Origin of the sequence: Parabacteroides sp. PH5-46 (assembly GCF_029892785.1) — a bacterium.
Taxonomy (GTDB): Bacteria; Bacteroidota; Bacteroidia; order Bacteroidales; family Tannerellaceae; genus DFXE01.
In genome coordinates, this window is sequence record NZ_JARXXA010000013.1 from 69370 (window position 1) to 83389 (window position 14020).

General features: G+C 43.2%; 13 protein-coding genes. 2 read left to right on the forward strand and 11 right to left on the reverse strand.

The features are described from left to right. Positions 1-83: 83 nt before the first annotated feature. Positions 84-1868: a translation elongation factor 4 gene (lepA, locus tag M2470_RS13520; protein WP_280745530.1), complete on the reverse strand. Its 1785-nt coding sequence runs from the start codon at positions 1866-1868 to the stop codon at positions 84-86. A gap of 77 nt (positions 1869-1945) precedes the next feature. Here lepA and M2470_RS13525 point away from each other — a divergent pair, with 77 nt between their 5' ends. Next, complete coding sequence (locus M2470_RS13525; RefSeq protein ID WP_280745531.1) at positions 1946-4111, forward strand: tetratricopeptide repeat protein; 2166 nt, start codon at positions 1946-1948, stop codon at positions 4109-4111. 50 nt (positions 4112-4161) lie between these two features. Here the strand turns inward: M2470_RS13525 and eno are convergent, their stop codons facing one another. The 4 genes from eno to M2470_RS13545 form a co-directional block, all read right to left on the reverse strand. Beyond that, positions 4162-5445 carry a phosphopyruvate hydratase gene (gene eno / locus M2470_RS13530; RefSeq protein WP_280745532.1) on the reverse strand — a complete coding sequence of 428 codons (1284 nt, stop codon included), beginning with the start codon at positions 5443-5445 and terminating at the stop codon, positions 4162-4164. 184 nt (positions 5446-5629) lie between these two features. Further along, a complete protein-coding gene (locus tag M2470_RS13535) occupies positions 5630-6139 on the reverse strand; it encodes a hypothetical protein (RefSeq protein WP_280745533.1) in 510 nt (169 codons plus the stop codon). Positions 6140-6152: 13 nt separating this feature from the next. After that, positions 6153-6545: a hypothetical protein gene (locus M2470_RS13540; protein WP_280745534.1), complete on the reverse strand. Its 393-nt coding sequence runs from the start codon at positions 6543-6545 to the stop codon at positions 6153-6155. Positions 6546-6593: 48 nt separating this feature from the next. Next, positions 6594-7145 (reverse strand): sigma-70 family RNA polymerase sigma factor, encoded by a 552-nt coding sequence (locus M2470_RS13545; RefSeq protein WP_280745535.1) that lies wholly within the window; start codon positions 7143-7145, stop codon positions 6594-6596. A 64-nt stretch (positions 7146-7209) separates the two neighbouring features. On the opposite strand from M2470_RS13545, the gene zupT reads away from it, so the two are divergent. Beyond that, positions 7210-8007, forward strand: coding sequence for a zinc transporter ZupT (zupT, locus tag M2470_RS13550; RefSeq protein ID WP_280745536.1), 798 nt, complete (start codon positions 7210-7212; stop codon positions 8005-8007). A 138-nt stretch (positions 8008-8145) separates the two neighbouring features. On the opposite strand, the gene groL is transcribed toward zupT, so the two are convergent. The 6 genes from groL to prmC form a co-directional block, all read right to left on the reverse strand. Next, positions 8146-9786, reverse strand: a complete 1641-nt coding sequence (gene groL / locus M2470_RS13555) for a chaperonin GroEL (RefSeq protein WP_280745537.1) — start codon at positions 9784-9786, stop codon at positions 8146-8148. Positions 9787-9809: 23 nt separating this feature from the next. Then, positions 9810-10079 (reverse strand): co-chaperone GroES, encoded by a 270-nt coding sequence (locus M2470_RS13560; RefSeq protein ID WP_280745538.1) that lies wholly within the window; start codon positions 10077-10079, stop codon positions 9810-9812. 134 nt (positions 10080-10213) lie between these two features. Further along, positions 10214-11569 carry a histidine--tRNA ligase gene (gene hisS / locus M2470_RS13565; protein WP_280745539.1) on the reverse strand — a complete coding sequence of 452 codons (1356 nt, stop codon included), beginning with the start codon at positions 11567-11569 and terminating at the stop codon, positions 10214-10216. 395 nt (positions 11570-11964) lie between these two features. Beyond that, positions 11965-12651, reverse strand: a complete 687-nt coding sequence (locus M2470_RS13570; protein ID WP_280745540.1) for a ComF family protein — start codon at positions 12649-12651, stop codon at positions 11965-11967. Next, positions 12632-13123: a regulatory protein RecX gene (locus M2470_RS13575; RefSeq protein ID WP_280745541.1), complete on the reverse strand. Its 492-nt coding sequence runs from the start codon at positions 13121-13123 to the stop codon at positions 12632-12634. The genes M2470_RS13570 and M2470_RS13575 overlap by 20 nt, the downstream gene beginning before the upstream one ends. Continuing rightward, entirely contained in the window at positions 13120-13968 is an 849-nt protein-coding gene (gene prmC, locus M2470_RS13580; RefSeq protein ID WP_280745542.1) for a peptide chain release factor N(5)-glutamine methyltransferase, read from the reverse strand. Before prmC ends, M2470_RS13575 begins: the two co-directional genes overlap by 4 nt. Between the last annotated feature and the right edge of the window lie 52 nt (positions 13969-14020).

A 14020-nucleotide genomic window follows, 5' to 3' on the forward strand; every position in this document is an offset into this window, starting at 1 on the left:
AAATCAGACGTTACTAAATAAAAATAGCTCGTGTCTCACTTTTCATAGGACACGAGCTATTTTATTTTGGTGACGTCCGGGAATTAATCCAGTTTCAAGACGGCAAGGAAAGCTTTTTGGGGAACTTCTACGGTTCCGATCTGCTTCATACGCTTCTTCCCTTCTTTCTGTTTTTCCAAGAGTTTGCGTTTACGCGAGATATCTCCACCATAACATTTAGCTGTTACGTCTTTACGGACAGCCTTGATGGTTTCGCGGGCAATAATCTTCGAACCGATAGCCGCCTGAATGGCAATATCGAATTGCTGCCGAGGAATCAGTTCTTTCAGCTTTTCGCACATCCTGCGTCCGAAGGTCACACTATTATCCACGTGTGTCAGCGTAGAAAGGGCATCTACCGGCTCACCGTTCAACAGGATGTCCAGCTTAACCAGTTTGCTAGGACGGAAATCCTGAATATGGTAATCAAAAGAAGCATAGCCCTTAGAGATACTCTTTAGCTTGTCATAAAAATCGATCACTATCTCACCCAAAGGCAGATCATAAAAGATTTCTACCCGGTCGCCGGAGATATAATCCTGCTTAAGCAAAATACCCCGTTTGCCCAGACAAAGCGTCATAATAGGGCCGATATAGGCTGTATTGGTAATAACGGAAGCCCGGATATAAGGCTCGTCAATATGTTCTATTAAGGTAGGATCGGGCAGGCCACTCGGATTATGCACCTCCATGCAGCTCCCTTTTTTGTCGTACACCTTATAAGATACGTTCGGGACTGTAGTGATCACATCCATGCCGAATTCACGATCCAGACGCTCCTGTACAATTTCCATGTGGAGTAATCCCAGGAATCCGCAACGGAAACCAAAACCCAAAGCAGCAGAGCTTTCGGGCTGGAAAGTAAGTGAGGCATCATTCAGTTGGAGCTTTTCCAGAGAAGTTCGCAAGTTTTCAAAGTCTTCACTCTCGATGGGGTACACTCCGGCAAACACCATCGGTTTTACTTCTTCAAAGCCGGCAATAGCCTCTGCCGCTCCTCCTTTTATATGCGTGATGGTATCCCCTACCCTTACCTCTTTAGAGGTTTTTATTCCGGAGATAATATATCCCACATCGCCGGTTCGTATTTCGCTCCGGGGAGACATCTGTAATTTCAAGATTCCCACCTCATCGGCATCATATTCCTTGCCCGTAGCGATAAACTTCACGTGATCTCCTTTACGAATCACCCCGTTTACTACTTTAAAATAAGCTATAATTCCACGGAAAGAATTAAATACAGAGTCGAAGATCAGGCATTGTAGCGGAGCTTCCGGGTCTCCTTTGGGAGACGGTACTTTTTCTACAATAGCATCCAGTATTTCATAAACACCTTCACCCGTTTTTCCGCTGGCACGAAGGATATCTTCACGCTTACACCCCAGCAGCTCTACGATCTGGTCTTCTACCTCATCCGGCATGGCACTGGGCAGGTCTATCTTATTAATAATCGGAATAATCTCCAAGTCATGTTCGATAGCCATATACAAGTTGGAAATAGTCTGTGCCTGAATACCCTGAGCGGCATCTACAATAAGCAAAGCTCCCTCACAAGCTGCAATGGAACGAGAAACTTCATACGAAAAATCTACGTGCCCCGGAGTATCAATCAGGTTCAGGGTATATTTTTCGGTATTGCGGGTATATTCCATCTGGATGGCATGGCTTTTAATCGTGATACCACGTTCACGCTCCAGATCCATATCATCCAGAATTTGTGCTTGCGAATTACTTTCTATGGTTTTAGTATATTCCAGCAAACGGTCGGCCAGGGTACTTTTCCCATGGTCTATATGGGCAATAATACAGAAATTGCGAATATTGTTCATCTGCTATATTTATTTGGTGTGCAAAGATAGGTATTTTAGGGCAAAAATTATATTTTTGGCATATCATTCAACAAGATATGACAATAGAACAAATAAATAAGGCATATAACCGAACCATTGGTTCGTTAGACAACAAAGAATTAAAGAGCGCTTTCGATACTTTACAGGCGCTTATAGCGGGAAGTGATGATTATACGTTTCAGGAAAAACTAAACGAGCTGCAGGAAACCTATCAGTACATGCTGCGCTACCGGATGGAGGGCGTAAAGGATCCGATGCAGGAATCTATCTATCTGAACCTGCAAGCTTCTACTTATGAACTGTCCGATCAGATTAAACATAAGTTACTGGCAGTGGAATCATCGCACATTTTCTACAACCGGAGACGTAGTTTACAGGTTTTGCCCAAATCTTCTTATACCGACCTATACAAGCGATTGTCTACTTACTCCGAAACAAATAATGATGTAGAGTATGAAACGACTCTGTCGCTCCTGTTCAATAAAATCTGGGTGTCCGACCCGCTTACTCCCGAAGAAAGCCTGGCGATCAAACAGATATTAGACGATACCTTGTTGCCCTTTACCGCAGGCTGCCAGATCGTGTCTGCCTTGTTCTTGGGTATGCAGACGGCATTCGACAAAGAAAAGCTACTTTTATTATTTGACGCCGCCAGTGTATCGGCTGAAAAGGAAGTAAGAGTTCGCGCCCTTATCAGCGTATTGCTTTCATTATATATATACAAAAAACGCACTCCCTTATATCCACAGATAGAGAACCGGCTGGCTACAGCTGCCGAAGAGCCGGGATTCACCAACGCAATCCTTACGATTACGCTCCGCTTTATCCTGGCAAGGGAAACAGAAAAGATATCCCGGAAGCTACAAGACGAAATCATCCCCGAGATGATCAAACTAAGCCCGAAGATCAGTAAAAAGATAAACCTGAGCGATTTCTCTCCCGAACACTTAGGAGACGAGATGAATCCCGACTGGCAAGATCTTTTTGCCGACAGCGCATTAGGTAAGAAAATGGAGGAATTTGGCGAGTTGCAACAGGAAGGGGCAGACATTATGCACTCTACATTCGTCCATCTGAAGAATTTCCCATTCTTCCGCGAGTTGAGTAACTGGTTCTTGCCTTTCACACCGGATCATTCGTCATTCGGAGGCAAATTCAAACAGGAAAACAGCGAGAAGGAAGTTCTCGAAATTATGACCGATGCATCCTTTATGTGCAATTCCGACAAGTACTCGCTCTACTTCAGCATGATGCAACTACCGGAAGCTGCCCGCAAAATGATGGCCGGGCAATTCAATAGTCAGGCTGCCGAGATGATTCAGCAGAAAAAAGAAGACCTTGTTAGCAAACGAATCAAATTCGAAGCCATAGCCGGACAGTATGTTCAGGATTTATATCGGTTTTACAAATTATATCCTTCCCGTCTTGATTTTGACGATATATTCAGTCTGCCGCTCGACTTCCATAATCTTCCGATTTTTCAGCCATACATATCCGATCAGGAGAGCCTGACAACGATTGCCGAATACTACCTCCGGAAGCACTATTTCGAAGATGCCTTGGTAATATTCAATCATCTGTCAAACCTGAACAAAGAGAGCGATATCCTTTTCCAAAAAATCGGCTATTGCAAGCAAATGACAGGAGATATGGACGGAGCCTTAGACGCATACCTATATGCCGACCTATTGAACCCGGACAGCAAATGGACCATCCGCAGGATTGCAGGATGCTACCGTTCGCTAAAACAGCTGGAAGAAGCCCTGGAATACTATCGCCGTTACGAAGAACTAAGTCCGGACGACCTATCAGTGCAGATCAGCATCGGACACTGCCATCTGGAACTTAAGAATTACACCGAGGCTCTGAAGTATTATTTCAAGGTAGAATACCTCGATACAAAGAGCCATAAGGCTTGGCGACCGATCGCATGGTGCTCATTCCTGACCGGCAAATACGATCAGGCGCGCAACTACTATCATAAGATACTCACGAATCAACCGAACATGCAAGACTTCCTGAATGCCGGACATACCGAGTGGGCCTTGCAAAATATTAAAGGCGCCATCGACTACTACAAGCAGGCAATCCAACAGGAAGATAATGATTTTCAAAAGTTCAGGGAACAGTTCATACAAGACATCCCCGACCTGGTGATAGCAGGCATTGAAGAGTCAGAAGTCCCCCTCATATTAGATCAACTACGCTACATACTTTCATAAAAAAAGAGAGACCCAAAAGGCCTCTCTTTTCGTTTTATATTTTACTGAGATTATTTCAGTTTAGCATATCCGTAAACAGACAAGTTACCCAGTTCTTCTTCGATGCGGAGAAGTTGGTTGTATTTTGCCATACGGTCAGAACGGCTCAGTGAACCAGTCTTGATTTGTCCTGAGTTAGTAGCAACAGCGATGTCAGCAATTGTAGCATCTTCTGTCTCACCTGAGCGGTGTGAAGTTACAGATGTGTATCCGTTGCGGTGAGCCATTTCGATAGCGTCTAACGTTTCTGTTAATGTACCAATCTGGTTTACTTTAATCAGGATTGAGTTAGCGCAACCGCTTTGAATACCTTTCTTCAGGAATTCTACGTTAGTTACGAACAAGTCATCACCTACTAGCTGACATTTTGAGCCGATAGCATCGGTAAGCATCTTCCAGCCTTCCCAGTCGCCTTCGTCCATACCGTCTTCGATAGAGTCAATAGGGAATTTCTCAACCAGTTCCTGCAAGAAAGCCACTTGTTCTTTAGCTGAACGTTTTGCGCCTTTTGCACCTTCAAACTTGCTATAATCGTATGTACCTTTCTTGTCATAAAATTCAGAAGCGGCACAGTCCAAAGCAATTGTCACATCTTTTCCAGGCTCGTATCCAGCAGCTTTAATAGCTGTAAGGATAGAGTTCAAAGCATCTTCAGTACCTTCCAAGGTAGGAGCAAAGCCACCTTCGTCACCTACAGCAGTACTCAAGCCTCGATCGTGTAATACTTTCTTCAAAGCATGGAACACTTCAGCACCCATACGTAATCCTTCACGGAAGCTCTTAGCGCCTACCGGACGAATCATAAATTCCTGGAATGCAATAGGAGCATCAGAGTGAGAACCTCCGTTGATGATATTCATCATAGGAACCGGCATAACGTAAGCGTTAGTACCACCGATATAACGGTAAAGAGGCAAATCAAGATAGTTTGCAGCAGCTTTAGCAACAGCCAAAGAAACTCCTAACATAGCGTTAGCACCTAATTTTGATTTAGTCTTTGTTCCATCAAGTTCCAAAAGCTTATAGTCAATCTCACGTTGATTCAAAGCGCTCATACCGGAAATAGCCGGAGCAATTACTTTGTTTACATTCTCAACAGCTTTAAGAACACCTTTACCTCCATAACGTTTTTTGTCACCGTCACGAAGTTCGATGGCTTCATTTTCACCAGTTGAAGCTCCTGAAGGAACAGCTGCACGCCCGAAAGCGCCCGACTCCAAAAGAACGTCTACTTCCACAGTAGGATTACCACGCGAATCTAAAATCTCTCTTCCTAATACTTTTACGATTTCCATACTTTATATATATTAAATAATGTAGTGAACATTTCCAGCCACAAAGATAATAAATTGTAGTGTTTAAAAACAGATTTTGAAGAACAAAAAAACAAAAGGGGAACCGACATCACGTCGCCACCCCTCCCTTAACTTAAACGCCAAAACTAAATCTAAACAAAAAACACAAATAATGATAATATCCTTATCTATCTTTGTTGTTATTTCTTTTCTCCCTCGACCCTCTCATAAATTCACGTGCGAACTTAAATTCCGCATCTCTGTATTTATACAGTTTTGCCGGGGGAAGTATCTTTTTAAATTTCTCGTAATATTCTTTTTCCAACTCTGCTTCTTTCAGACCTACATTCAAACATTCGTCAATTACCTGAACATATTCTACATCAGTCGGACTTGTCTTTGATTTCATTTCTTTGGAAATTTTGCGGCATTTGTGCCCTGCTTCGAATTTCTTCTGTTGTAACTCTTCACACAAAGGCATAAAATCTGCGGCCTCTTCAGGGGTAAGGGAAAGTTCTGCTGTGATAAAAGCTCTTTTTTTTGCCAAAAACACTTCTTTATCAAATTGTCTTTCAGGCCTACCTTTCTCCTGAGCGTCTATTCCCAAAGGGGATAAAATCATAACCGCCACAAATGTAAGAATAAATATTTGATTCTTACAAAGAATATTACAAAAATATCCTAAAAACCTCATTTTCCCATTCATTTTATTCGTAATTGCTTAATTCTTCTGCTAAAATATAACTTGTATATTGGTTTTCGAGATATTCCAAATACTCCTCCTCTTCATCTCCCTGCAATGTAGCAAGCACCGGCGTAGTAACAGTGGATTGTATCGCCAATGTATCCGTGTGCGCTAATTGCGTAGAGCTATCTATCCCTACGATGGCTTTAAAGAACAGACCTAAGCCCGCAAACACAGCAGCCATATAGAGCCAAGGCCGGACACGATCGAGCATGGTGACCTTTTTCGGCGCACTATACGTCTTCTCCGGGAGCTGTTCCATCATCCGGGACGTAAAACTCTCAAAATAACCTTCTGGCACCTTGAATGAATTTCCCCCTTTTAGAAGCTCAATATCTTTTAACTCTTTTTTCATACTATTTTATGCTTTTTATAGTCTTTGACAATACAACAAACAAAAGGTTTAAAGGTCTTTTGTTAAAAACTCCTCTACTTTTTTTACCGCATGATGGTAAGAGGCTTTCAGAGCTCCGACCGAGGTTCCGAGTATATCCGACATTTCGTCGTATTTCATTTCGTCAAAATACTTCATATTGAAAACAAGCCGCTGTTTTTCCGGTAACGTCAGAATGGCTTCCTGCAGTTTCATCTGCGCTGCGTCTCCGTCAAAATATTCATCTCCTTTTAAGCGCTCCAGCAAGAACACATCCGTATCATCAATTGACACATTATTTATATTGCGTTGCTTGTTTAAAAAAGTAATACATTCATTAATGGCTATCTTGTACAGCCAGGTAGACAATTTGGCTTCGCCTCTGAAATGCTCTATGTTCATCCATGTCTTAAGAAAAGTGTTCTGCAATATATCATTCGCATCATCATGGCTCAATACCATTTTACGAATTTGCCAATATAACTTCTCGCTATACATACCGACGACATAGGAAAATGCATCCCTTTGGGAGGCAGGTTCCCGCAAACGCGCTACAAGTTCATCTTCCGTATATTGTTGCATTATCCGTCTTTTGGCTGTAAATATATTAAAAACTTCTTACTTTTGTTTTACAAAGTAAGTCTTTATGGATACTCAAACGATATTAACCGCTTTCGGGCTGACACTTATTGCCGGATTATCGACCGGCATAGGTAGTATTATGGCATTTTTCACCCAGCGCACAAACACTAAATTCTTATCCACGGCATTGGGGTTTTCAGCCGGTGTTATGATCTATGTTTCTTTTATGGAAATGATGTCGGAGGCCAAAGCCGGGCTTATCGAGCATTTTGGTGAACGAACCGGCACACTCTATCTGCTTTTGGCGTTCTTTGGAGGGATGGGATTCATCAACCTGATAGATTTTTTGATTCCGGAAGATAAAAACCCGCACGAAATGAAGGATATTTCCGAATTGGATAAAAAGCAGGCCGGTCTGAAAAGAACCGGTCTACTGGTGGCTTTATCTATTGGTATTCACAACTTTCCGGAAGGTATCGCTACGTTTACGTCTGCTTTAAACAGCCTTGAGGTAGCTCTCCCCATCACATTTGCTATTGCCATTCACAACATCCCCGAAGGTATAGCCGTATCTGTACCTATTTATCAGGCTACGGGAAACAAAAAAAAGGCATTTTTTCTTTCCTTCCTTTCTGGCATGGCCGAACCGATTGGCGCCTTGGTTGGCTTTCTGATCCTTATGCCTTTCTGGACTCCTTCCATCAACGGATTTATACTGGCCGCCGTATCTGGCATCATGGTCTTCATCTCAATGGATGAACTTCTTCCCAGCGCTCAAAAATACGGAGAGCACCACCTTTCCATCCTCGGTTTGGTAGCCGGTATGGTTGTCATGGCAGCAAGCCTCTTCCTCTTTATATAGCAATGCTTTTTTCGCAGTACGCAGAACGGAACACGCAGAACGCTTTTTCCCCTTTGAGGGTATGAATTTCCCGTTCTACGTATTCCGTTCTGCGTACTGCATAAAAAAGGAGAAGCGTTTTGCTTCTCCTTTTTTAAATTACATCATGCCGCCCATGCCGCCACCCATACCAGCAGGGTTCATCGGCATTGCCGGAGCGTCTTCTTTCTTTTCGGCTATTACGCATTCGGTAGTCAGGAACATACCTGCAATAGAAGCTGCATTTTCCAACGCTACACGAGTTACTTTTGCTGGGTCGATAACACCTGTCTTGCACAAGTTTTCGTATACATCAAGACGTGCATTGTAACCATAATCGCCTTTACCTTCTTTTACTTTCTGAACGATTACGGCACCTTCTTTGCCTGCATTGGCTACAATCTGACGAAGCGGTTCTTCAATAGCACGTTTTACTATTTCAATACCGGTTGTTTCATCTTCGTTGTCACCCTTCATTCCTTCAAGAGTAGCAATCGCACGGATATAAGCAACACCACCACCAGGCACTGTTCCTTCTTCAATAGCAGCACGAGTAGCACTCAAAGCATCATCCACACGGTCTTTCTTTTCTTTCATTTCTACTTCTGAAGGAGCACCTACGTAAAGAACAGCTACACCACCAGCCATTTTAGCCAGACGTTCCTGCAGTTTTTCTTTGTCGTAGTCTGATGTAGTTGATTCGATCTGAGACTTCAACTGACCGATACGAGCCTGGATCGCAGCTTTGTCGCCGGCACCATTTACAATAGTAGTATTATCTTTGTTTACAGTCACCTTTTCAGCTGTACCCAACATATCCATTGTAGCACCTTCCAGTTTCATACCTGTTTCTTCAGAAATCACGGTACCACCTGTCAGTATAGCGATATCTTCCAACATTGCTTTGCGACGATCGCCAAAGCCCGGAGCTTTCACTGCGCAAATCTTCAAAGAACCACGCAAGCGGTTCACTACCAATGTAGCCAATGCTTCGCTATCGATATCTTCAGCAATGATCAACATCGGACGACCTGTCTGTACAGTTTGTTCCAGGATCGGAAGCAATTCTTTCAATACAGAGATTTTCTTTTCGTAAATCAGAATATACGGATTTTCCATCTGAGCTTCCATCTTTTCCGTATCTGTTACAAAATAAGGAGAGATATAGCCACGATCGAACTGCATACCTTCCACTACTTCAACTGTAGTTTCTGTACCTTTTGCTTCTTCTACTGTGATAACACCTTCTGTTTTCACTTTCTTCATTGCTTCGGCAATCAGTCTGCCGATACTCTCATCGCCATTAGCGGAAATTTTCGCTACATTCTCAATTTTCTCAAGGCTATCACCTACAGCTTCAGCCTGAGAAGCGATAGATTCTACTACCTTGACAACCGCTTTGTCGATACCACGTTTCAAATCCATAGGATTAGCGCCTGCAGTAACATTCTTCAAACCTACTCCGATAATAGACTGTGCCAAAACCGTTGCAGTAGTAGTACCGTCACCAGCATTGTCATTTGTTTTGGAAGCAACTTCCTTCACCAACTGAGCTCCCATGTTTTCATACGCACATGAAAGTTCTATTTCTTTTGCAACTGTTACACCGTCTTTAGTTATCTGAGGAGCACCGAATTTCTTTTCGATAATCACATTACGTCCTTTAGGACCCAGTGTTATTTTCACTGCATTAGCCAACTCATCTACACCTTTTTTCAAAAGGTCGCGGGCTTCCATATTGAATTTGATTTCTTTTGCCATAATTGTTTACTATCTATTTTATTTTAAATAATTGCTAAAATATCAGATTGACGCATAATCAGATACTGCTCGCCTTCCAACTCAAGTTCTGTTCCGGCATATTTGCCGTATAACACACAATCACCAGATTTTACAATCATATCCTCATCTTTTGTACCGTTACCTACGGCTACCACTTCACCTTTCAAAGGTTTTTCTTTTGCCGAATCAGGAATAATGATTCCACCAACTGTTTTTTCTTCTGCTGCAGCAGGCTTAACCAGCACTCTGTCTGCTAATGGCTTAATCTTCATTTTTGTTATTTTTTAATTGTTTGTAATTGATTATGTAGTCATTTTTTGTCTAAGCTTATGCGAAATCTGTGCCAATCTTTTCAAACTGACAGGATGTTATTTTGCCTGACATTCACTGTGACGTTTTGGCAGAATCAGAATTGCTGAATCAATTCCTCAATCGTCAGTAACGACTGTTCCCCTGTTATCATATTCTTCAGGTTCACCTTAGCATCTGCCATTTCATTTTCGCCCACCAATGCCACGAAAGGTATTTTCTTTGCATCGGCATAGCCCATTTGCTTTTTCATTTTGGCAGCTTCCGGATACAATTCTGTACGGATACCGGCAGCACGCACCCGGGAGAGTAACGGAAGCAAGTATGCTTCTTCTTTTTCTCCAAAATTTACGAACATCAGCTGAGTAGTCTGTAACGAATCAGCCGGATACAAGTCTAATTGGTTCAGCACGTCAAAGATACGGTCTGCTCCGAACGACATACCTACACCGGATACACCCTCCATGCCAAATACCCCGGTCAGGTTATCATAACGCCCTCCACCGGTAATACTTCCTATTTGAACATCCATTGCTTTTACCTCAAAGATCGCTCCGGTATAATAATTAAGTCCGCGCGCGAGGGTAAGGTCCAATTCCAGAGGAGCCTGTAGCTCCACACACTTCAGGCGTTCAAAAACGAATTCCATTTCCTCCACCCCTTTCAATCCTGTTTCCGAAGCAGCCAGCACTTCTTTCAAACGGGCAGCCTTCTCCTGATTACTCCCGCTCAACATAATAATCGGCTGCAAAGCTGCAATTGCCTTTTCAGACAAGCCTTTGCCACGAAATTCCTCATTTACATTTTCCAGGCCGATCTTATCCAGCTTATCAATCGCAACTGTTATATCGACAATCCTTTCAGCCTCACCTATAATCTCGGCAATACCGGACAGGATTTTCCGGTTGTTCATTTTAATAATGACGTGAATTCCAAAACGGCGAAATACTTCATCCATTATCTGTATCAGTTCCACTTCATTCATCAATGAATCAGAGCCTACCACATCCGAATCACATTGGTAAAATTCACGATAACGTCCTTTTTGCGGACGATCGGCACGCCAGACAGGTTGTATCTGATATCGCTTGAAGGGAAACGTAATATCATTTCGATGCTGTACCACATAGCGAGCAAAAGGCACCGTAAGATCATAACGTAGTCCTTTCTCACAGGCTTTCGATGCAAATCTTGCAGAATTCCGTTCTAGCAATTCGGCATCCGTCAGGCCTGCCAGGCAATCACCAGAGTTTAATATTTTGAATAGCAGCTTGTCTCCTTCCTCGCCATATTTCCCCATCAAGGTAGAAAGATTCTCCATAGCAGGCGTCTCTATCTGCTGATAACCATACAAGTGATACACTTCACGGATGGTATTAAAAATATAGTTTCGCTTCGCCATTTCCTCCGGCGAAAAATCCCTTGTCCCTTTCGGTATTGACGGTTTCTGCATATACTTGGTTGATTTATAAATTTCAGCCCACAAATGTAATAGTTTTAGGTGAGAGGTAACATGTGGGTGATAAAAAAAACAGGATATTTTCCGACAAAAGGGACACTCTGTGTTTTTTAGTGTTTTTTTCATACTTTTGCCGCCATATGCAGCTCCCTATTGCATGAATGGATTCGGTCTAAAAGTAAACAGCCTCCACCAATACATGCGGGGCGATATGTTGCATACCTACGGCATGCATATATTGGGTTTGACCTATTAAATACAGGGGCTGGCGCACCCTGCCTAATAACATCTAGTCGCTATGCGACATATATAACCATAATTGTTCATCCTGCAAGATTAAAATTTTACAGCTACAGATATTACTAGAGATACCCCTTTTCTTTTAGCATTCAAGCTACGGCAAGGGATAAGATACTTACTTTAACGTTTGGGATTGTGAGTAGAAGATTGGCGCAGGCGGAAAGAGTTGAGCCGGAGGTTACTACATCGTCTATTAATAGGATATGTTTGCCTTCAAGGCTGTGTTCATTGTGTAGGACAAATATTTCCTGCATATTCAGCCAGCGGTCGTATAATGAACGGTTTGTTTGGGTGGCGGAGGCTGTTTTGCGTCTCAACACATCGGTACAGAGCGGTTTGTTCCAGACAGAAGCCATGCCACGGCATATCCATTCGGACTGGTTGTAGCCTCTTTTTCTTTCTCTCCGGGGATGCAAGGGGACGGGAAGTAATACGTCTGTTTCTTTGTAATACGGGCTGGATTGGAGCGCTATGGCCATTTGTCGTCCGAACTGCCGCGCCAGGTCTTTGTTGTCATGATATTTAAACGAATGGATAATGCGTTGCACTTTCCCTCCTTTCTCAAAATACAACCAGGCAGCAGCCCGCACTACAGATGTTTTACCTGTAAAAAGATGGAACACCGGATTTTCTTCCTGCAAATGGAAACCGGTATGAGGAAGGTCGCAAAGACACAGCAGGCATACATGTTCTTCGCCCTGTACAAGAGGGACTTTACACAATAGGCAAAGTTTTGGAAAGAAGAGGCTTAACAAATTATCCCATATCTTCTTCATAATCGTTCCCTTTGAATAATCGACGAAGGCAAAGCGTTGCCTCCCGGCTCTCAAAACCTCGTCCCGATGCAAAACGAAGCAGTTTATACCAGGTATCCCGTTCGTCTTTTCCTCCGGCCGTTTTCTTTTTACTTTTCAATAAAGAATAGAGTATTTCCGTATATTCCTGTTCATCAATGCCCTCCAACGCTTCTTGCCTGACGAAGGGAGAAATACCTTTCCGGGCAAGTTCATAGGCAATTTTAACACGCCCCCACTTATTGAAGCGCAACTTGTCGTTGACAAAACTGCGGGCAAAACGCTGTTCGTTCAGGAACTTCTCCTGCGTTAATCGCGTAATGATCCGATCCGCCGCTTCAGCAGGCAAACCGGCAGTTGTAATTTTTGTTCGTACATCCTGCTCACACCTTTCTGCCGACGAGCACCAGGCCGCCATGCGATGCATCATTTCTGGTTCACTGATCTGTTTCATCTTCTGGCTTTAATCATCCGGTCTTTTCCCTGCAAATCCCGGATCAGTTCTACATCTACATAGCCTTCTTCCTGCAATAATGCCACTGTATCCCCTCCGCATTGAGCATTAATTTCCAGATACATAAAACCACCTCTGCTTAGTTTCTCCTTTCCCAAACGGACTATGGCACGATAAAACAGCAGAGGATCATCATCCGGTACAAACAGGGCTTGCGCCGGTTCATGCATTAATACATTCGCTTCCATAAGAGCTTTCTCTGCATCCAACACATAAGGAGGATTACTTACCAATACATCAAACGAAGCCGGCAAAACGGTCATCAGTTGCTCCGGTGACAACACATCCGCCTGTATAAATGAAACAGTTGCTTTATTCAGAAGGTTATTCTCCCGGGCCGTAAGCAATGCGGCTTCCGATACATCAAGAGCCAGCACTTCGGATTCCGGAAGATTCCGGCTGAGAGCAATGGCAATACAGCCACTACCTGTCCCGATGTCAAGGATACGCAACGCCTTGCCTCTTTGCTCATTCACGATACGATCTACCAGCTCTTCCGTTTCCGGACGGGGAATAAGCACCGAAGGATTTACGTTGAATGTAAGGCCATAAAAATCCGTTATTCCTAACACATACTGGATAGGCTCCGATTGCTTCAGGCGTTCAACAATCTGCCGGATTTCCTCCTTCTTTGTTCCGGATAATTCATTACCTTTGCCTGCCAGGTATTGATAGGGCTGCAGGCCGCAAACGTGTTCTATGATCAGGCGAATGAAACTTCGTATCTCGCCGGGAGGATACAAATCTTTCAGGGAGTTGTTTATATAGGAAACGGTTTCAGTCATATATAACTGGTTATTTGACTACAAAAATAATGTAAAAACAGCGATACGCAAA